Origin of the sequence: Streptomyces sp. HSG2, from assembly GCF_016598575.1 — a bacterium.
Taxonomy (GTDB): domain Bacteria; phylum Actinomycetota; class Actinomycetes; order Streptomycetales; family Streptomycetaceae; genus Streptomyces.
The window spans coordinates 4151608-4170158 of record NZ_CP066801.1; the positions used below are offsets into that span (position 1 = coordinate 4151608).

Annotated in this window: 16 protein-coding genes; 10 read left to right on the top strand and 6 right to left on the bottom strand. The window is 71.4% G+C overall.

Features of this window, described 5'->3' with window-relative positions; translation table 11 throughout:
* Window positions 1–201: 201 nt before the first annotated feature.
* The 6 genes from ftsZ (at window position 202) to JEK78_RS17980 (ending at window position 5274) form a co-directional block, all read left to right on the top strand.
* On the top strand, window positions 202–1407 hold the full coding sequence (gene ftsZ, locus JEK78_RS17955) for a cell division protein FtsZ (protein ID WP_200260815.1): 1206 nt from the start codon (window positions 202–204) through the stop codon (window positions 1405–1407).
* Window positions 1404–2129 carry a peptidoglycan editing factor PgeF gene (gene pgeF, locus JEK78_RS17960; RefSeq protein WP_200260818.1) on the top strand — a complete coding sequence of 242 codons (726 nt, stop codon included), beginning with the start codon at window positions 1404–1406 and terminating at the stop codon, window positions 2127–2129. The genes ftsZ and pgeF overlap by 4 nt, the downstream gene beginning before the upstream one ends.
* A 6-nt stretch (window positions 2130–2135) precedes the next feature.
* Window positions 2136–2855, top strand: coding sequence for a YggS family pyridoxal phosphate-dependent enzyme (locus JEK78_RS17965; RefSeq protein ID WP_200260821.1), 720 nt, complete (start codon window positions 2136–2138; stop codon window positions 2853–2855).
* A 129-nt stretch (window positions 2856–2984) separates the two neighbouring features.
* Window positions 2985–3638, top strand: coding sequence for a cell division protein SepF (gene sepF / locus JEK78_RS17970; protein ID WP_200260824.1), 654 nt, complete (start codon window positions 2985–2987; stop codon window positions 3636–3638).
* Between the two features lie 72 nt (window positions 3639–3710).
* On the top strand, window positions 3711–3995 hold the full coding sequence (locus tag JEK78_RS17975) for a YggT family protein (protein ID WP_200260827.1): 285 nt from the start codon (window positions 3711–3713) through the stop codon (window positions 3993–3995).
* Window positions 3996–4050: 55 nt separating this feature from the next.
* Window positions 4051–5274: a DivIVA domain-containing protein gene (locus JEK78_RS17980; protein ID WP_200260830.1), complete on the top strand. Its 1224-nt coding sequence runs from the start codon at window positions 4051–4053 to the stop codon at window positions 5272–5274.
* Between the two features lie 158 nt (window positions 5275–5432).
* On the opposite strand, the gene ileS is transcribed toward JEK78_RS17980, so the two are convergent.
* Window positions 5433–8594: an isoleucine--tRNA ligase gene (ileS, locus tag JEK78_RS17985; RefSeq protein WP_200260833.1), complete on the bottom strand. Its 3162-nt coding sequence runs from the start codon at window positions 8592–8594 to the stop codon at window positions 5433–5435.
* A gap of 575 nt (window positions 8595–9169) precedes the next feature.
* Here ileS and JEK78_RS17990 point away from each other — a divergent pair.
* From JEK78_RS17990 to JEK78_RS18000, 3 genes are all read left to right on the top strand, one after another.
* A complete protein-coding gene (locus JEK78_RS17990; RefSeq protein ID WP_200260836.1) occupies window positions 9170–9982 on the top strand; it encodes a TraR/DksA family transcriptional regulator in 813 nt (270 codons plus the stop codon).
* A gap of 86 nt (window positions 9983–10068) precedes the next feature.
* Window positions 10069–10737, top strand: coding sequence for a signal peptidase II (gene lspA, locus JEK78_RS17995; protein WP_200260839.1), 669 nt, complete (start codon window positions 10069–10071; stop codon window positions 10735–10737).
* 84 nt (window positions 10738–10821) lie between these two features.
* Window positions 10822–11766: an RluA family pseudouridine synthase gene (locus tag JEK78_RS18000; RefSeq protein WP_200260841.1), complete on the top strand. Its 945-nt coding sequence runs from the start codon at window positions 10822–10824 to the stop codon at window positions 11764–11766.
* Between the two features lie 115 nt (window positions 11767–11881).
* Here the strand turns inward: JEK78_RS18000 and JEK78_RS18005 are convergent, their stop codons facing one another.
* A complete protein-coding gene (locus JEK78_RS18005; RefSeq protein ID WP_200260844.1) occupies window positions 11882–13036 on the bottom strand; it encodes a mechanosensitive ion channel domain-containing protein in 1155 nt (384 codons plus the stop codon).
* A 105-nt stretch (window positions 13037–13141) separates the two neighbouring features.
* Here JEK78_RS18005 and JEK78_RS18010 point away from each other — a divergent pair, with 105 nt between their 5' ends.
* Window positions 13142–13792: a dienelactone hydrolase family protein gene (locus tag JEK78_RS18010; protein WP_200260847.1), complete on the top strand. Its 651-nt coding sequence runs from the start codon at window positions 13142–13144 to the stop codon at window positions 13790–13792.
* Here JEK78_RS18010 and JEK78_RS18015 read toward each other — a convergent pair.
* From JEK78_RS18015 to JEK78_RS18030, 4 genes are all read right to left on the bottom strand, one after another.
* Window positions 13777–15438, bottom strand: a complete 1662-nt coding sequence (locus JEK78_RS18015; protein ID WP_200260850.1) for an alkaline phosphatase D family protein — start codon at window positions 15436–15438, stop codon at window positions 13777–13779. The two genes, JEK78_RS18010 and JEK78_RS18015, sit on opposite strands and share 16 nt — an antisense overlap.
* A gap of 134 nt (window positions 15439–15572) precedes the next feature.
* A complete protein-coding gene (locus tag JEK78_RS18020) occupies window positions 15573–16373 on the bottom strand; it encodes a thioredoxin domain-containing protein (protein ID WP_200260853.1) in 801 nt (266 codons plus the stop codon).
* 76 nt (window positions 16374–16449) lie between these two features.
* Window positions 16450–17163: a hypothetical protein gene (locus tag JEK78_RS18025; RefSeq protein ID WP_200260856.1), complete on the bottom strand. Its 714-nt coding sequence runs from the start codon at window positions 17161–17163 to the stop codon at window positions 16450–16452.
* A 67-nt stretch (window positions 17164–17230) separates the two neighbouring features.
* Window positions 17231–18547: a DUF2252 family protein gene (locus JEK78_RS18030; RefSeq protein ID WP_200260859.1), complete on the bottom strand. Its 1317-nt coding sequence runs from the start codon at window positions 18545–18547 to the stop codon at window positions 17231–17233.
* Between the last annotated feature and the right edge of the window lie 4 nt (window positions 18548–18551).

Sequence of the window (18551 nt, forward strand, 5' to 3'; positions counted from 1 at the left end):
GCGTGTTCGTTGAACGCGCGCCTCGTGTCGACCTAGTGTCCTGTTCGGAAGACTTCAGGGAACAGACACACTGGTAACCCTAAACTTCACCGTTAGGGTTCGGGTCGGCGCTACGGACCGCCCCATTCGGCATCAGTCGTCGTCGGCGAGGCAGCGCCTCGCGGGTCGGCGACACGTAACTCGAGGCGAGAGGCCTTCGACGTGGCAGCACCGCAGAACTACCTCGCAGTCATCAAAGTCATCGGTGTCGGCGGCGGTGGTGTCAATGCCATCAACCGGATGATCGAGGTCGGTCTCAAGGGCGTCGAGTTCATCGCCATCAACACGGACGCGCAGGCGCTGTTGATGAGCGACGCCGACGTCAAGTTGGACGTCGGTCGTGAACTCACCCGCGGACTCGGCGCCGGCGCCAACCCGGCCGTCGGCCGCAAGGCCGCCGAGGACCACCGTGAGGAGATCGAGGAGGTCCTCAAGGGGGCCGACATGGTCTTCGTGACGGCCGGTGAAGGCGGCGGCACCGGCACCGGCGGGGCACCCGTGGTGGCCAACATCGCCCGCTCGCTGGGCGCCCTCACCATCGGCGTGGTCACCCGTCCGTTCACCTTCGAGGGGCGCCGCCGGGCGAACCAGGCGGAGGACGGCATCGCCGAGTTGCGCGAGGAGGTCGACACCCTCATCGTCATCCCGAACGACCGCCTGCTGTCCATCTCGGACCGTCAGGTCAGCGTGTTGGACGCCTTCAAGTCGGCCGACCAGGTGCTGCTCTCCGGCGTCCAGGGCATCACGGATCTGATCACCACCCCCGGCCTGATCAACCTGGACTTCGCCGACGTCAAGTCCGTCATGTCGGAGGCCGGTTCGGCGCTCATGGGCATCGGCTCGGCCCGGGGCGACGACCGCGCGGTCGCCGCGGCGGAGATGGCCATCTCCTCGCCGCTGCTGGAGGCGTCCATCGACGGTGCCCGAGGGGTGCTCCTCTCCATCTCGGGAGGCTCCGACCTCGGCCTCTTCGAGATCAACGAGGCCGCCCAACTGGTCAGCGAGGCCGCGCACCCCGAGGCCAACATTATCTTCGGCGCCGTGATCGACGACGCCCTCGGCGACGAGGTCCGGGTCACCGTGATCGCCGCGGGGTTCGACGGCGGACAGCCTCCCGCGAAGCGGGACAACGTCCTGGGCAGTACCTCGACCAAGCGCGAGGACCCCGCGCCGTCCCGTCAGGCGGAATCCCGTCCCTCCTTCGGCTCACTCGGAAGCGTGGCCCCCAAGGAGGAACAGCCCGAGCCCGCCGCCCCCGAGCCGGCGGTCGACCTCCCGCCGGTCACGCCCGTACCACCGGTCCCCGCCTCCCGGAACTACGTGGACAGCGCGGCAGAGGAGCTGGACGTGCCGGACTTCCTCAAGTGATAGGTCGGCGCGAGACCCTCGACGGCGCGCACTTCGCCTTCACCGACCGGTGGGGCGGGGTGAGCGCCGTTCCGTACGAGGAGCTGAACCTGGGCGGGGCGGTCGGCGACGACCCGGCGGCGGTGCGGGCCAACCGGGAGTCGGCGGCCCGGTCGCTCGGCCTCGACCCGGCCCGGGTCGTCTGGATGAACCAGGTACACGGCGCGGAGGTCGCCGCCGTCACCGGCCCTTGGAGCGGTACGGCGCCCGGCGTGGACGCGCTGGTCACCACCGAGCGTGGCCTGGCCCTCGCGGTCCTGACCGCCGACTGCGTCCCCCTGTTGCTCGTCGACGTCCGAGCCGGTGTGATCGCCGCCGCCCACGCCGGCCGGCCCGGCCTCGTCGCCGGGGTGGTGCCCGCCGTGGTCCGCGTCATGGTCGAGCACGGTGCCGATCCGGCGCGCGTCGTCGCCCGTTCCGGCCCCGCCGTGTGCGGCGGCTGCTACGAGGTCCCCGAGGCGATGCGGGACGAGGTGGTCGCCGTGGAGCCCGCGGCCTGGGCTCGGACGGGCCGGGGCACCCCCGCGGTGGACGTCGCCGCCGGCGTGCATGCCCAGCTGTCCCGGTCGGGCGTGCGCGACCGGGAGCGCTCCCCGGTGTGCACCCGGGGCTCGGACGATCACTTCTCCTACCGCCGTGACCGGGTCACCGGTCGCCTGGCGGGCTACGTATGGCTGGATTGACGAGGCATGACGCACCGTAGGAACGAGATCACCGACAACCTCGGGCGCGTGGAGGAGCGGATCGCGGCGGCGTGCGCGGCGGCCGGCAGATCGCGCGACGAGGTGACCCTGATCGTCGTGACCAAGACCTATCCCGCGAGCGACGTGCGGATTCTCGCCGAGGCGGGTGTGCGACACGTTGCCGAGAACCGTGACCAGGACGCCGCTCCGAAGGCCGCGGCTTGCGCCGATCTCCCGCTCACCTGGCACTTCGTGGGGCAGTTGCAGACCAACAAGGTCCGGAGCGTGGTCGGTTACGCCGATGTGGTGCAGTCGGTCGACCGCCCACGCCTCGTCGCGGCCCTCTCCCGGGAGGCGGCGCGTGCCGGGCGGGAGGTGACGTGTCTGGCCCAAGTGGCTCTGGACGCCGGGGTGGACGGACGTGGCGGGCGGGCGGGCGTGGCGCCGGACGGCGTGGCGGAGTTGGCCGACCTCGTCGCCGGTTCGCCCGGTCTGCGACTCGGTGGACTGATGACGGTCGCCCCGCTGAGCGGTCCCTACGCGGGGCGCCGACCCGAGGCCTTCGGCCGGCTCCTCGCGTTGTCGAGGGAGCTGTGCCGCTCCCACCCCGCCGCGACCATGGTCTCGGCGGGGATGAGCGCGGACCTCGAGGACGCCGTGGCGGCCGGTGCGACACATGTGCGCGTCGGCACTGCGGTACTCGGAGTCAGACCCGGGCTCCGGTAACGTCGCCAAGAAGTCGGACCACAGTAGAAAATATGGTCATTACCGCCTGATGGCGGATGCAACGACCCCGTGGATCGCGGGCACTTGGCAGTCGTCAGTCGATCCACCACAGAGCGGAGGACTCAGAGCATGGCCGGCGCGATGCGCAAGATGGCGGTCTACCTCGGCCTCGTGGAGGACGATGGGTACGACGGTCGGGGGTTCGACCCCGACGACGACTTCGAACCGGAGCTGGATCCGGAGCCCGAGCGGGACCACCACCGCCGTCACGAAGCGTCTCACCCGTCCCACGACCCGCACGGTCCGCACCCCGCCCAAGCGGAGGACGGGGCGCGTCTCGTGGCGCCGGCCCCTCCGCGCGAGCCGGTGTCCCGGGTCTCTTCCCCGGCTACCGAATCCGGGCGTCCGGCGCGTATCGCGCCCGTGGCGTCGATCACACAAGAACGCGCGAGTCTGGAAAAGAGCGCACCGGTCATCATGCCCAAGGTCGTGTCCGAACGAGAGCCCTACCGGATCACCACGCTGCACCCGCGGACCTACAACGAGGCCCGTACCATCGGGGAACACTTCCGCGAGGGCACTCCGGTGATCATGAACCTCACTGAGATGGACGACACAGATGCCAAGCGACTTGTCGACTTTGCGGCGGGTTTGGTGTTTGGTCTTCACGGGAGCATCGAGCGGGTGACGCAGAAGGTGTTCCTGTTGTCGCCTGCTAACGTCGATGTCACGGCGGAGGACAAGGCCCGCATCGCAGAGGGCGGGTTCTTCAACCAGAGCTGAGACGCAGTCCGGTGAGAGTACGGACCGGGGAAGGATCCCGGGGATGGATCAGGGGAGAGGGAAGCGCAGACCATGAGCGTGTTTCTGGACGTCGTGTACATCGCGCTGATGTGCTTCCTCCTGGTGCTCATCTTCCGCCTCGTCATGGACTACGTCTTCCAGTTCGCCCGTTCGTGGCAACCCGGCAAGGTGATGGTGGTGGTCCTGGAGGCCACCTACACTGTCACCGATCCACCGCTGAAGCTTCTGCGGCGGTTCATCCCGCCGCTGCGTCTCGGGGGCGTGGCGCTCGACCTGTCCTTCTTCGTCCTGATCATCATCGTCTACATCCTGATCTCGATCGTGAGCCGGCTGTGAGCGATGAGAGACCTTCGGGCTTGCCGAATGCCGACGACAACGTTGAGGTGAAGAGATGCCGTTGACCCCCGAGGACGTGCGGAACAAGCAGTTCACGACCGTCCGCCTCCGAGAAGGCTATGACGAGGACGAGGTCGATGCCTTCCTCGACGAGGTCGAAGCCGAGCTGACCCGTCTGCTCCGCGAGAACGAGGACCTGCGGGCCAAGCTGGCCGCCGCCACCCGGGCCGCCGCGCAGAACCAGCAGAACATGCGCAAGCCCCCGGAGCAGCAGGACGGACCGCAGCAGGGCGGCATGCCCCAGCAGGGAGGCATCCCGCAGCAGGGCGGGATGCCGCAGCAAGGCGGCATGCAGCAACAGGGCATGAGGGGTCCCGGCGGACCGGTGCCCGCCGGAATATCGGGCCCGCCGCAGCAGCACGGTGGACCGATGGGTGGTCCGCCCCAGCTGCCGAGCGGTGCTCCGCAACTGCCCGCCGGCCCCGGCGGACAGGGAGGCCCCCAGCAGGGGCACGGACCGATGGGGCAGGGACCGGGACCGATGGGCCAGGGACCGGGGCCGATGGGTCAGGGTCCGATGCAGGGACAGATGGGCCAAGGACCCATGGGCGGACCGATGGGAGGCCCGCAGGGTCCTGGCGGCCCCGGCGGCCTGCCCGGACAGGGCGGCCCCGGCGGGGACAGCGCCGCCCGCGTGTTGTCGTTGGCCCAGCAGACGGCCGACCAGGCGATCGCCGAGGCGCGTTCCGAGGCCAACAAGATCGTCGGCGAGGCGCGGTCCCGGGCCGAGGGGTTGGAGCGGGACGCCCGCGCCAAGGCCGACGCCCTGGAGCGGGACGCGCAGGAGAAGCACCGCGTCGCGATGGGCTCACTGGAGTCCGCCCGCGCCACGTTGGAACGGAAGGTCGAGGACCTGCGGGGCTTCGAGCGCGAGTACCGCACGCGCCTCAAGTCCTACCTGGAGTCGCAGCTGCGTCAACTGGAGACCCAGGCCGACGACTCGCTGGCGCCGCCGCGCACCCCGGCGACGGCGTCCCTCCCGCCGTCCCCCGCTCCCTCGATGGCCCCGGCGGGAGCCGGTTCTCCCTCCTACGGGGGCAACCAGTCGATCAACGGCGGTGCTCCCGGCCCCTCCTCGGGTCCGTCCTACGGTGGTCAGCAGCAGATGTCCCCGGCGATGACCCAACCCATGGCGCCGGTCCGTCCGCAGGGACCCTCACCCATGGGGCAGGCACCCTCGCCGATGCGGGGCTTCCTGATCGACGAGGACGACAACTGATCTCTCATACGGTGTAGGCGTCGCACGCGTTCAGAGCGGGCCCGGGTTTCTTCGACCCGGGCCCGCTCGCGTTCCCCGCCCCGCGGCCGCCTTCCCGCTTGGACCGAGGCCGGCCGGCGCCCCTCGCGAGGGCCGGCCGGCCTCCGGAACTCCTGGCCTCACACCTTGCGAAGCCGGAAGGTGAGAGCGAGCGAGTCGTCGGTGAACGCCTCGCCGAAGCCGTCCTCCGCGTTCCCGGCGGCGAAGTCGGTGGCGAGGACCTCTTCGGCGATCAGCGCCGCGTGCTCGGTGATCGCCGCCGCGGTGGCCGGATCCGCCGCCGTCCAGCGCAGTGCGATCCGGTCGGCGACGTCCAGTCCGCTGTTCTTGCGTGCCTCCTGGATCAGCCGGATGGCGTCCCGGGCGAGGCCGGCGCGCCGCAACTCCTCCGTGACCTCCAGGTCGAGAGCCACGGTGAGTCCGGCGTCGGACGCCACCGACCAGCCCTCCCGCGGCGTCTCGGTGACGATGACCTCCTCGGGGGTCAGCGTGATCTCCTCGCCGTCGACCTCCACCGAGGCGGAACCCTCGCGCAGCGCGAGGGAGAGCGCGGCGGCGTCGGCCCGCGCGATGGCGCCGGCCACCTCCTGGACCCGCTTGCCGAACCTCTTGCCCAGGACTCGGAAGTTGGCCTTCGCCGTGGTGTCCACCAGGCTGCCCCCCACCTCGCCCAACGAGGCGAGCGAGGCGACGTTCAGTTCCTCGGCGATCTGGGCGCGCAGCTCCTGGTCGAGGCCGGCGAAGCCCGGCGCCGCGATCAGCGCGCGGGACAGCGGCCTGCGGGTCTTGACCCCGGACTCCGCCCGCGTGGCGCGGCCCAGCTCTACCAGGCGGCGAACCAGCGTCATCCGCCGGGACAGTTCGGGGTCGACCGCGGCCGAATCCACCTCCGGCCAGGAGGCCAGGTGAACCGACTCCGGCGCCCGGGGTGTCACGGGGACGACCAGGTCCTGCCATACCCGTTCGGTGATGAAGGGCGTCAGAGGGGCCATCAGCCGGGTCACCGTCTCCAGGACCTCGTGCAGAGTGCGAAGCGCGGCCTTGTCGCCGCGCCAGAAGCGTCGTCGGGAGCGACGCACGTACCAGTTGGACAGGTCGTCCACGAAGCCCGACAGGAGCTTGCCGGCCCGTTGCGTGTCGTATGCGTCCAGCGCCCGGGTGACCTCCTCGACGAGGGAGTTGGTCTCCGAGAGCAGCCAGCGGTCGAGCACCGGACGTTCCGCGGGCGCCGGGTCGGCATCACCGGGAGCCCACCCCGAGGTGCGGGCGTACAACGCCTGGAAGGCGACGGTGTTCCAGTAGGTGAGGAGCGTCTTGCGGACGACCTCCTGGATGGTTCCGTGACCGACGCGCCGGGCCGCCCAGGGCGAGCCGCCGGCCGCCATGAACCAGCGGACGGCGTCGGCGCCGTGCCGGTCCATCAGCGGGATCGGCCGCAGGATGTTGCCCAGGTGCTTGGACATCTTCCGGCCGTCCTCGGCGAGGATGTGACCGAGGCAGACGACGTTCTCGTAGGGAGACTTGTCGAAGACGAGCGTGCCGACGGCCATCAGGGTGTAGAACCACCCGCGGGTCTGGTCGATGGCCTCGCTGATGAACTGCGCGGGGTAGCGGGCCTCGAAGAGCTCCTTGTTCTTGTAGGGGTACCCCCACTGCGCGAACGGCATGGAGCCGGAGTCGTACCAGGCGTCGATGACCTCGGGCACCCGGACGGCCGTCTCCGCGCATTCGGGGCAGCCGAACGTCACGTCGTCGATGTAGGGACGGTGCGGATCGAGGTCCGACTGGTCGGAGCCGGTCAGCGCGGCCAGCTCGGCGCGGGATCCGACGCACGTCAGATGACCCTCGGCGCACCGCCAGATCGGCAGGGGGGTGCCCCAGTAGCGGTTGCGGGACAGAGCCCAGTCGATGTTGTTGTTCAGCCAGTCGCCGAACCGGCCGTGCTTCACGGTGTCCGGGAACCAGTTGGTCCGGTCGTTCTCCGCGAGCAGGCGGTCCTTGACCGCCGTGGTGCGGATGTACCAGGACGGCTGCGCGTAGTAGAGCAGCGCGGTGTGGCAGCGCCAGCAGTGTGGATAGCTGTGCTCGTAGGCGACGTGGCGGAACAGCAGCCCCCGGGCGTCGAGGTCGGCGGTGAGCCGCTCGTCCGCCTTCTTGAAGAAGACCCCGCCGATCATCGGCAGCTCCTCGTCGAAGGTGCCGTCCGGCCGGACCGGGTTGACCACCGGAAGACCGTAGGCTCGGCAGACCGCGAGGTCGTCCTCGCCGAAGGCGGGGGACTGGTGCACCAGACCGGTGCCGTCGTCGGTCGTGACGTACTCGGCGTTCACGACGAAGTGCGCCGCCGGAGCACCACCCTCGCCGGCGTCCGGGAAGGCGACCCACTCGAAGGGGCGCCGGTAGGCCCAGCGCTCCATCTCGGCGCCGGTGAACGATTGCCCGGTGGCCTCCCACCCTTCGCCCAGGGCCGTCGAGAGCAGGGGCTCGGCGACGAGCAGGCGCTCCGACCCGTCCGTGGCGACCACATAGGTCACCTCGGGGTGCGCGGCCACGGCGGTGTTGGACACCAGGGTCCAGGGCGTCGTCGTCCAGACCAGGAGTGATGCCTCGCCGGCCAGCGGACCGGAGGTCAGCGGGAAACGGACGTAGACCGACGGGTCGACGACCGTCTCGTAGCCCTGCGCCAGCTCGTGATCGGACAGGCCCGTGCCACAGCGCGGACACCAGGGCGCGACCCGGTGGTCCTCGACCAGCAGGCCCTTGTCGAAGATCGTCTTCAGAGACCACCAGACGGAGTCGATGTACTCCGGGTCCATGGTCACGTACGCTGCGTCGAGATCCACCCAGTAGCCCATGCGGGTCGTCAGCTCCGCGAAGGCGTCGGTGTGGCGCAGCACGGAGTCGCGGCACCGCTCGTTGAACTCCGCGACGCCGTACGCCTCGATGTCCTTCTTGCCGGAGAAGCCCAGCTCCTTCTCCACCGCCAGTTCCACGGGCAGCCCGTGGCAGTCCCATCCCGCCTTGCGGGCCACGTGGTAGCCCCGCATGGTGCGGAAGCGGGGGAAGACGTCCTTGAAGACCCGGGCCTCGATGTGGTGGGCGCCGGGCATGCCGTTGGCGGTGGGCGGGCCCTCGTAGAACACCCACTCCGGGCGCCCCTCGGACTGTTCCAGGCTCTTGGCGAAGGTCTTGTGCGTGCTCCAGAAGTCGAGCACCCCGCGTTCGAGGGCGGGCAGATCGACCTGGGCGGGCACCTCGCGGTACCGAGGCTGTGTACTCAACGGACTCCTCCGGCGGATGTGCTGCCTTCCGTCGGAGGGACGAGAGCCGTGCTCCCGCGGTACCACCCTCCTTGACCCTCGGCGCCGGTGTGCGCCGCGAGCCCCCTCGTTGGGTGCGAAGCCGGCTCTACCACCGTGACGCGAACGCCACGGCTTCCTCCGGCGGCTCCGGGGTGATCTTCACGACGCGCTGTGCCTCCGGGCTCCCACCGTCCCCGGATCGCTCTCGGCCGCCACGCCGCTACTCGTCCCCATCCACGCCTTTCGCTGCGCCCAGTGTAAGGCGGGGCGGCGCGGGCCGCCGACAGGTTTTCGACCGGCCCTTTCGCGCCGGCCGACCCACCCGAGCCGTTCGGGCGGAGTCCCCCGAACGGCGTCGTCGGGGCGGCGGCGGGCATCGGTCCTCCTCGTCCCGACGACCCGTGGGAGAGCCGAGGGTGAGGGTCCGGGTTCGGCCATCCGGGGGGTGCCTGGGGGCGATTCGGGCGGTGCGCCCCGTTGCCGTGGGGGTCGAGTCGATTTATCGTCCCAGCACGACGCGCGAGCAAGATCACAATACGTGAAGGGGCCGCGGGATGGTGGCGAAGAAGTCCGCCGCAGGCAGGGCGGCGTCCGACAGGCCCACCCGGGCGCGACCCGACGGCGAGGGCGCCGCCACGCCGACAGGCGAGGAACCGGTCGCCGAGACCACCGGAGCGGACGCCGCCACCGGCGGGGCCGGGCACCCCGCTGCGAGGAAGACGCCGGCGAGGAAGGCCACCGCCGAGAAGACGCCCGCGAAGAAGGCCACCGCCAAGAAGACGGCGACGAAGAAGACGGCGACGAAGAAGACCGGGGCGAGGAAGACGGCCGCGAAGCGCACCGCGACGGGTGTCGGAAGCGGGAACGGGAAGGCGGACGCGCCGCCGCCCGCGGAGCAGACGGGAGTCACGAGGGTGGTTGCGAAGAAGAGCGCCGGAACGGCCACGGCGACCGAGAGGGCGGTGGAGCCCGGTGATCTCGCCGTGCGCCCTGGCGAGGATCCCTGGACCTCCGAGGAGGTCGAGGCGGCCCGTGCCGAGCTGAGGTCCGAGGAGAGCCGACTGCGGACCGAGATCGACTTCTCGGAACGCTCCCTGGCCGGCCTCATGCGGGACTCGGGGGAGGGGGCGGGCCACGACGAGGCGGACACCGGGTCGAAGAACATCACGCGCGAGCACGAGCTGGCACTCGCCGCCAACGCCCGGGAGATGCTCTCGCAGACCGAGCGTGCCCTGGAACGGCTGGAGACCGGCACCTACGGTCGCTGCGAGAACTGCGGCAACCCCATCGGCAAGGCGCGCATGCGTGCCTTCCCCCGCGCGACGCTGTGCGTGGAGTGCAAGCAGAAACAGGAGCGCCGCTACTGAGAGCCCGCACACGGCCCGTCGGAGTGCCGGGTGGAGGGCGTGCCGTACGCTCGACCTCAATCAGGTACCTAGGCCGAGGGACTCACGTGACAGAGGCGGAGCGCATCATCGGTACGCCGGAGAACCCGGACGCGTCCGGGGAGGGGCGCGGGCGGCCCGACACCCCCGGGGTTCCGGCCCCGGCGGCCGACGCGGCCGGGGCCGAGGGCGCGCCCGAAGGCGCCGGAGCCGAGCCCGCCGACCGCGAGGACGCCGCTGCCGGCTCCCGGGGCCCCCGCCGGATCGCGGTGCTCTTCGCCGTCGCCGCCGTCGCCTACGTGCTCGACCTGGTCAGCAAGATGATCGTGGTGGCCAAGTTGGAGCACCACGCCCCGATCGAGGTGTTCGGGGACTGGCTGAGGTTCGACGCGATCCGGAACGCGGGCGCCGCGTTCGGCTACGGCGAGGCCTTCACCGTGATCTTCACTGTGATCGCCGCGGCGGTCATCGTCGTGATCGTCCGACTCGCCCGCAAGCTGTACAGCCTGCCCTGGGCCGTCGCGCTCGGCCTGCTGCTCGGTGGCGCCCTCGGCAACCTCACCGACCGGATCTTCCGCTCGCCCGGGGTCTTCCGCGGCGCGGTGGTCGATTTCATCGCGCCCAAGCATTTCGCGGTGTTCAACCTCGCCGACACGGCGATCGTCTGCGGAGGGATCCTGATCGTGCTGCTGTCCTTCCGCGGCCTCGACCCGGACGGGACCGTGCACAAGGACTGACGCCCGGGACGGCCACCGGTCGCCCGCCCCTCGGGCCCGAGCGCCGGTACGGAGTGGTGGGGCAGGTCCGGCATACTCGACGGAGTGAGCACGCTTCCCGATATTCGTACCCTGCCCGTACCGGACGGCCTGGAGGGAGAGCGCGTCGACGCCGCGCTCTCCCGTATGTTCGGCTTCTCCCGGACCAAGGCCGCCGAGCTCGCCGCGGCGGGAAAGGTGGCGGTCGACGGGGCGGTGGTCGGCAAGTCGGAGCGGGTCCGAGGCGGTGCCTGGCTGGAGGTCGAGATGCCCCGGGCTCCCGAGCCGGTCCGGGTGGTGGCCGAGCCGGTCGAGGGCATGGAGATCGTGCACGACGACGAGGACGTCGTCGTGGTCGACAAGCCGGTCGGTGTCGCCGCCCACCCCTCGCCCGGCTGGTCCGGACCCACCGTGATCGGCGGTCTGGCCGCCGCCGGGTTCCGCGTCTCGACCTCCGGCGCCGCCGAGCGCCAGGGCATCGTGCACCGACTGGACGTGGGGACGTCCGGCCTGATGGCGGTCGCCAAGTCCGAGCGGGCCTACACCTCCCTCAAGCGTCAGTTCAAGGAGCGCACCGTCGACAAGCGCTACCACACCCTGGTCCAGGGGCATCCCGACCCGACCAGCGGCACCATCGACGCGCCCATCGGTCGACACCCGAGCCACGACTACAAGTGGGCGGTGACGGCGGAGGGCAAGCCGTCCGTCACCCACTACGACCTGATCGAGGCCTGCCGTGCGGCGTCTCTGCTGGACGTGAAGCTGGAGACCGGCCGCACCCATCAGATCCGGGTGCACATGGCGGCCCATCGGCACCCCTGCGTCGGCGACCTGACCTACGGCGCCGACCCGACGCTCGCCAAGCGTCTGCGCCTCACCCGCCAGTGGTTGCACGCCGTCCGGCTGGGTTTCGAGCACCCCGGCACCGGCGACCGGGTGGAGTACGCCAGTGCGTACCCGGAGGATCTCCGGCGAGCGCTGGACCGGGTGCGCGAGGAGACCCACGGCTGACCGGCGGCGCCGGGAGGTCCACCGTCGCCCCGAGGGCGCGGCTGTCGCGGCGGCCGTCGGTTCGTGGCAGGCCGGGGACAGGGGGCGCGCGCCCTCGAACCGTCCCTCGCGAGCCTCAGCGGCCCCCGGCCTGACGTTCGGGGGAGGGACGTCCGTTCCGTTCGGCCAGGGGTCGGTCGGTCGCCCGGGGGTCCCGAGGGACCGGTGTGTCCGCGTCCTCGGTCGCTCCCGGCGGCGGGGCCGCCCGCGCGGTGGTGACGCGTGGGAGGGCGTACGGGTGCTCGGCCGTCAGCCAGCGCAGCATCTCCTCGCGCACGTGCACCCGGAGGGTCCAGATGTCGTCCGCGTCCTTGGCGGTCACCAGTGCTCGGACTTCCATGGTGGTGGGCGTGCTGCCGGTGACGCACAGGCTCTGGTTGCGGCCGTCCCAGGCGGCGTTCTCGCGCACGATGTCGCGGAGCCGCTCGCGCATCGCGTCGAGCGGTGCCGAGTGGTCCAGCTGCCAGAAGACGGTTCCCGTCATCTGCGCGCCGCCGCGCGACCAGTTCTCGAACGGCTTCGACGTGAAGTACGACACCGGCATGGTGATGCGGCGCTCGTCCCACGTGCGCACGGTGAGGAAGGTCAGGGTGATCTCCTCGACGGTCCCCCACTCGCCGTCCACGACCACCGTGTCGCCGATGCGCACCAGGTCGCCGAAGGCGATCGTGAGGCCGGCGAAGAGGTTGCCGAGGGTGGACTGGGCGGCGACACCTGCGACGATGCCGAGGATGCCGGCGGAGGCGAGCAGCGACGCCCCCGCCGCGCGCATCTCCGGGAAGGTGAGCAGCATGGCCGCCGCCGCCACCACCCCGACGACGGCGGAGACCACGCGCATGATCAAGGTCACCTGGGTGCGCACCCGCCGGACCCGTGCCGGGTCCCGGGTGGCGTTGGCCTGGGCGTAGCGGTAGTACGACGTCTCCACGATCGCCGCCGCGATCTGGATGACCAGCCACGCCACGGAGCCGATCAGCACCAGCGTCAGCGTCCGGCCCACCCCTGTCCGGTGGTCGGGCAGCACGCCCGCCTCGACGTAGGTGGCCCGCAGCAGCGCCGCGCAGAGCGCCAGCTGGTACGGGACGCGGGCCCGGCGGAGCAGCCCCCACAAGGGGGTCTCCGGGTGGCGTGCGTCTGCCTTGCGCAGGAGCAGGTCGGTGGCCCAGCCGATGATCAGTGTCAGTACGACGGAGCCCCCGACCACGGTCAGCGGGCGGAGTACGGTCTCCATTCCTCGAACCTAACCGGCATCCGCGCTCGCGAACGTGTGACTTCGCGGACATATCCTCTCGGGGCCCGTGTGCCCGGTGTCGGACCACGCCGGCACGATGGCCCGATGGACATCATCCTCTTTCACTCGATCCTCGGCGCGCGACCGGCGGTACGGCGGGCCGCGGACCTGCTGCGTGACGCCGGTCACCGGGTGTGGACCCCGGATCTCTTCGACGGCCGCGTGTTCGACTCGATGGAGACCGCGCGCGCCTACCAGGAAGAGGTGGGTCGGGAGGAACTGCTCGGACGGGCCGTGCGCGCAGCCGCGCCGCATTCGGACCGGGGCGTGGTCTACGCCGGTTTCTCGCTCGGCGCCGCGGTGGCGCAGACCCTCGCCCTCGGTGACCGTCGGGCCCGTGGCCTGCTGCTTCTGCACGGCACGTCGGACATCGCGCCCGACGTCGAGGTCGACGCGCTTCCGGTGCAGCTGCACGTGGCCGGGCCCGATGTCTTCGAGCCGGACGACTGGCTGAGCGCCTGGTATCTGGGGATGGTCCGGGCCGGCGCCGAGGTGGAGGTGTTCCGCTACCCGGGCGCCGGCCACCTGTACACCGACCCCGACCTGCCGGACCACGACGCCGAGGCCGCCGGGGCCACCTGGCGGGTGGCCCTCGGCTTCCTCGATTCCCTGGCCGATCCGGCGACCGGGACGGACGCGCCGTCGGTGCCGGTGTCGGAGCCGACGTCGGGGGAGGCGCGTCAGACCGGCGAGTAGGCGCGCTCGACCTCCTGGGTGCCGCTGCGCGTGCGGTAGGAGCGTGTCCAGGAGGACGAGGCGTCCGGGTCGGTCTTGTCGGACACCACGTAGTAGTCCATCTGCGCGCGCTCGGGGGTCACGTCCAGGACTCCGTACCCGTGTCGATCGGTGTCGACCCAGTGGACGTGCCGGTTGGCGGCGCGGATGATCGGTGAGGCGATCCCGGAGACGAGCCCCTCGCGGACCTTGACCATGTCGTCGAGGTTGTCGGAGGTCACGGAGGCGACGACGAACTCCGTCGCGGCCGAGCCGGAGTGCGGATAGGTTCCCGCCGTGTGCGGCACGTCGTTGGCCCACGCCATGTGGATGTCCCCGGTGAGGAAGACGGTGTTGCGGACGGCGTGTGTCCGGATGTGTTCCAGCAGCTCGCGGCGGTCGTCGGTGTAGCCGTCCCACTGGTCGGTGCTGAGCGCGATGCCCTCCCGGGGCAGACCGAGCAGCTCGGTGAGGGGCTTGAGCAGCTCGGCGGGGAGGGCACCGACGGCGAAGGGCGAGATCATCACCGAGTTGCCGACCAACCGCCAGGTGGTGTCGGACGAGGCCAGCCCCGATTTCAGCCAGTCCAGTTGGGCGCGGCCGGTCAGGGTTCGTTCGGGATCATCCACCTCGGCGTCGCCGACGCCGACCTGTTGGGAGCGGTAGGTCCGCAGGTCCAACAGGGACAGGTCGGCGAGCTTGCCGAAGCGCAGGCGGCGGTAGGTGGTGCCGGCGATGGCCGGCCGGACGGGCATCCACTCGAAGTAGGCCCGCTTGGCCGCGCTCTGGCGATCCGACCAGGTTCCCTCGATGCCCTCGGTGTGGTTCTCCGCGCCGTCGGACCAGGCGTCGTTGGCCAGTTCGTGGTCGTCCCAGATGGCGATGACGGGTGCCGCCGCGTGCAGCGCCCGCAGGTCGGGATCGGTCTTGTAGTGCGCGTGCCGCACGCGGTAGTCGGCGAGGGTGACGATCTCGTGGGCGGGCGCGGTGGACCGCACGGCGCCGCCGCGGGTCCCGTACTCGCCGGTCGGGTACTCGTAGAGGTAGTCGCCGAGGTGGAGCCAGGCGTCGAGGTCGCCTCGGTCGGCCAGGTGGCGGTAGGCGGAGAAGTGGCCCGCCTCCCAGTTGGAGCAGGAGACCACGCCGAACCGCAGGGCCGACACGTCGGCGTCGGTCGCCGGAGCCGTGCGGGTGCGGCCGACGGGGGAGTCGACGCCCCCGGCGGAGAAGCGGAAGTAGTAGTCCGTGGCGGCGCTCAGTCCGCGCACGTCCGCCTTGACGGTGTGGTCGGTCGCGGCCGTCGCCGAGACCGAACCGCGCGCCACGATCCGGGTGAAGGCCCGGTCGGTCGCGACGAACCAGTCGACGTCGGTGTCGGGGCCCGCTCCGGAGCCCGGTATCGCCTCGGGTGTCGGGGTCACCCTGGTCCACAGCAGGACGCCGTCGGACAGCGGGTCGCCGGAGGCCACGCCGTGCAGGAAGGCCGGGCCCGATTCGGCGGCGGCGGCGGACGCGGCACCGGCCAGCGGGGCGGCCAACACGGCGCTTGCGGCGGCGGCCTTGACGACCGTGCGTCGGGTGGGCGCGAGGGAGGGGGAACTGTCGGAGGATCTATATCGATTGATCACGGACGATCATGCTACTGATCAGTAGTGACCGAGAGGGGGCGAAATCGTGAAAGCTTCGCCCCCTCTCGGGTCGCTCCTCGTCCCGGAGTCCCGGACCACGCGGTCGACACCGACGCGCCGGCGACCCGGCGGTGTCACTCGGTGACGCCGGCCTCCTTCAACGCGGCCTCCCAGTCGGCCGCGGTGGCGGGGTTCTGGACGACCTTGTCGTTGATCTTGACGGTGGGCGTCGAGTTGACGTCCTCCGTGTCCTGGAACGACTCGCTCATCCGCATGGCCCAGGCGTCGTAGGTGCCCTTCTCGACGTCCGCCTGGAAGTCCTTGTCGCCCTTCAGGGCCTCCACCGAGTCGGCGACCTCGATCAGGTACGCGTCGTCGGCGAACTGGTCGGTCCCCTCGGAGGGGTGGTGCTCGGCGGAGAACAGGGCTTCCTTGTAGTCGAGGAACGCCTCGGGGCTGACGTTGAGCGCGGCGCCCATGGCGCTCAGCGCGTTCTTGGACCCCTCGCCGCCGGCGTTGTCGTCGATGAAGGTGCCGACGGTGAAGGCCAGCTTGTAACTGCCGTCCTCCATGCCCTTGTTGATGCTCTCGCCCATGGCCTGTTCGAAGGAGGCGCAGGCCGGGCAACGGGGGTCCTCGTAGACGCGCACGACGTTGTCGGAGTCCGAGTCTCCGATGAGGATCGTGGTGCCGTCCTTGCCCGAGGTGTTGGCCGGGGCCACCACCTCGGCCTGCGCCGCCTCTTCCCAGCCCGTCGGCTTGGACGCCTGGGACACGCCGTAGCCGATGCCGCCGGCCAGGGCGAGGGCCGCGACGACGGAACCGGCGACGATCAGGCGACGCTTGGTCCGGTCGCGCTTGGCCTGCCGCTCGCGCTCCTGGCGCAGCCGCTCGCGGGCCGCCGTCTTCGCGGCCTGACTGTTCCGCTTGCTCATGATGGGGTTCTCCCTGGGGACGCGCACACCGAGGTGTGCGGAGGTTCGCTGCGTGGGGTGTCGTGCTCGGCGCCGGTCACCCGAAGGCGACCGCGTGGGCCGGGCACGGTGGGCCGCGCAGCCCCAGGGCGTGGACCAGCAGTCGATCGCGGGCCGCCGCGGCGCGCCGGGTGGGTCGCCCGGAGAGGCGGGGCGCCGGAGTGGGGGCCGCGGAGAGCGAGGTGACGGCGAGCAGCAGCGGGCGGAACGTCGTCGCCGCGACCGCGCCCACCGTCCGGGCCAGCGCTCGCTCTCCTCGGCTCAGCCAGGCGGCGGCGAGCAGCCCGACGGCGACGTGGACGGCCAGCAACAGCCAGGCCGTCCCCGGGTGGGCCTCGGCGAGCAGGGTCGCCAGGTGGTCGGCCTCCGCTTCGGTGACTCGGGTGAGCGGCGCGGCGACGCCCGCGTGCACCGACGCCCCGTCGCCGCAGAGCACGTCGAAGCCGACGGTTCGCAGCGGACCGGCGACCGGCCCGCCCACCGGTCCGTAGCAGAGGTGTTGGCCGGTGGTGAAGACGGTGTCCGCCGCGAGTTCCAGCGGGACCAGGAGCAGGGCGATGCGACGGAAGGAGCGCTCCCGTCCCGCCAGGACGTACGCGGTCGCGAAGACGGCCCCCGCCACCGGGGCCACCGTGGTGACCGGCAGCGGGACCCCGGAAAGCAGCACGTGCGACGCGGCGGCGAGCATCACGACGAGTGCCGTGAAGTACGCCGCGCGGACGGCTCTGAGCGGGATCCCGGATATCTTCATACCGAGGACAGAGTGTGGCACGGAGGTCGGTAAAGGAACCCTAAAGTGTCCTGTGGGGTGGCCGATGTTACAGACCCGGAATCATCCCCCTGCGGAGCAGGTCGACGAAGATCCGGTGGTCCTCCAGGGCGCGCTCCGCGGAGGCGCGCGCGTGGTCGACGAGCAGAGGCGCGAAACCGTCCTCGTCGGCGGCGATCGCCGCGTCGATGGCCCGTCCGGTGGGGAAGGGAACCACCGAGCCGTCGGCCGGGACGGCCGACGCCGCGTGCGTCGTCGCCGTGACACGGCCCAGGTCCGCGGCGACATCGGCGACCTCCGAGGGTTCCACGACCGGGTCCCAGTCCAGGCTCACCGCGTACGGCGACACCTCGCCGACCAGCCGCCCCTCGCCGTCCAGCTCCGTCCAGCCGAGCCAGGGGTCGGCGTACGGCGTCAGGGCACGCCGGGCCACCACCGCGCGGTGTCCCTCGTGCGTGAAGTGGGCGTCGAGGGCGGCCTCGGCCAGGTGGCGCGCCACCGCGGGCGGCCCGATCCTCCTGATCCGCACCACCACGTCGTGCTCCAGGGCGTCGCTGCCACCTTCCACCAGGAGGTGGTGGGTCGACGGCTCGTCCTCGGCGGAATGGCGTCGCCCGACGACGTCCTTGACACGGTAGGCGTCCGGGCGGGAAAGAGAGGTGTCGGGGAGCGTCTCGAGGTATCCGTCGAACGCGGCCAGCACCTTGTACCGGGTGGCCGCGTCCAGTTCCACGGTGTCGTCGCACGAGCGGAAGCGACGCTCGGCGCCGCGGACCTCCGTGAGCGAGTCCAACAGCGTGGAGCGGGTGCGGGAACGGGCCGAGAGCAGCGTGTCCAGCAGGGGGCCGCGGGCGGTCTCCATCGTCGGAGCCGCCGTCTCGTGGCCCTCGGCGCCGGTGGCCAGAGCGTGCACGCGCTCGCGGTAGGCGTGTGCGTAGCCGCGCACCGCGTCGGCGATCCGCGCGTCGCTGAGCGCCCGCGCGTGTCCGAGCAGGGCGAGGGAGGCGACGAAGCGCTTCAGGTCCCAGGTGAACGGCCCCACGTACGCGTCGTCCAGGCCGGTGGCCTGGAAGACGAGCCGGCCGGTCCCGTCGAGACGGGCGCCGAAGTTTCCGGTGTGCAGGTCGCCGTGGATCCATACACGGGAGGTCCGTTCGTCCAGGTAGCGACCGCCTTCCGGGTCGGCGGCCAGATCGTGCGAGGAGAGGCACGCCGAGCCGCGGTGGAAGGCGAGGGGCGACGCGGCCATCGCTCGGAACCTGGCGCTGACCGCCGCCCGCCCGGCGGGGAGCCCGCCGAAGGCGGTGGCGAAGACGGCGAGGATCTCCTCGCCGCGCCGCTCGTCGCGGAACTCGGGGACAGGCATCGCG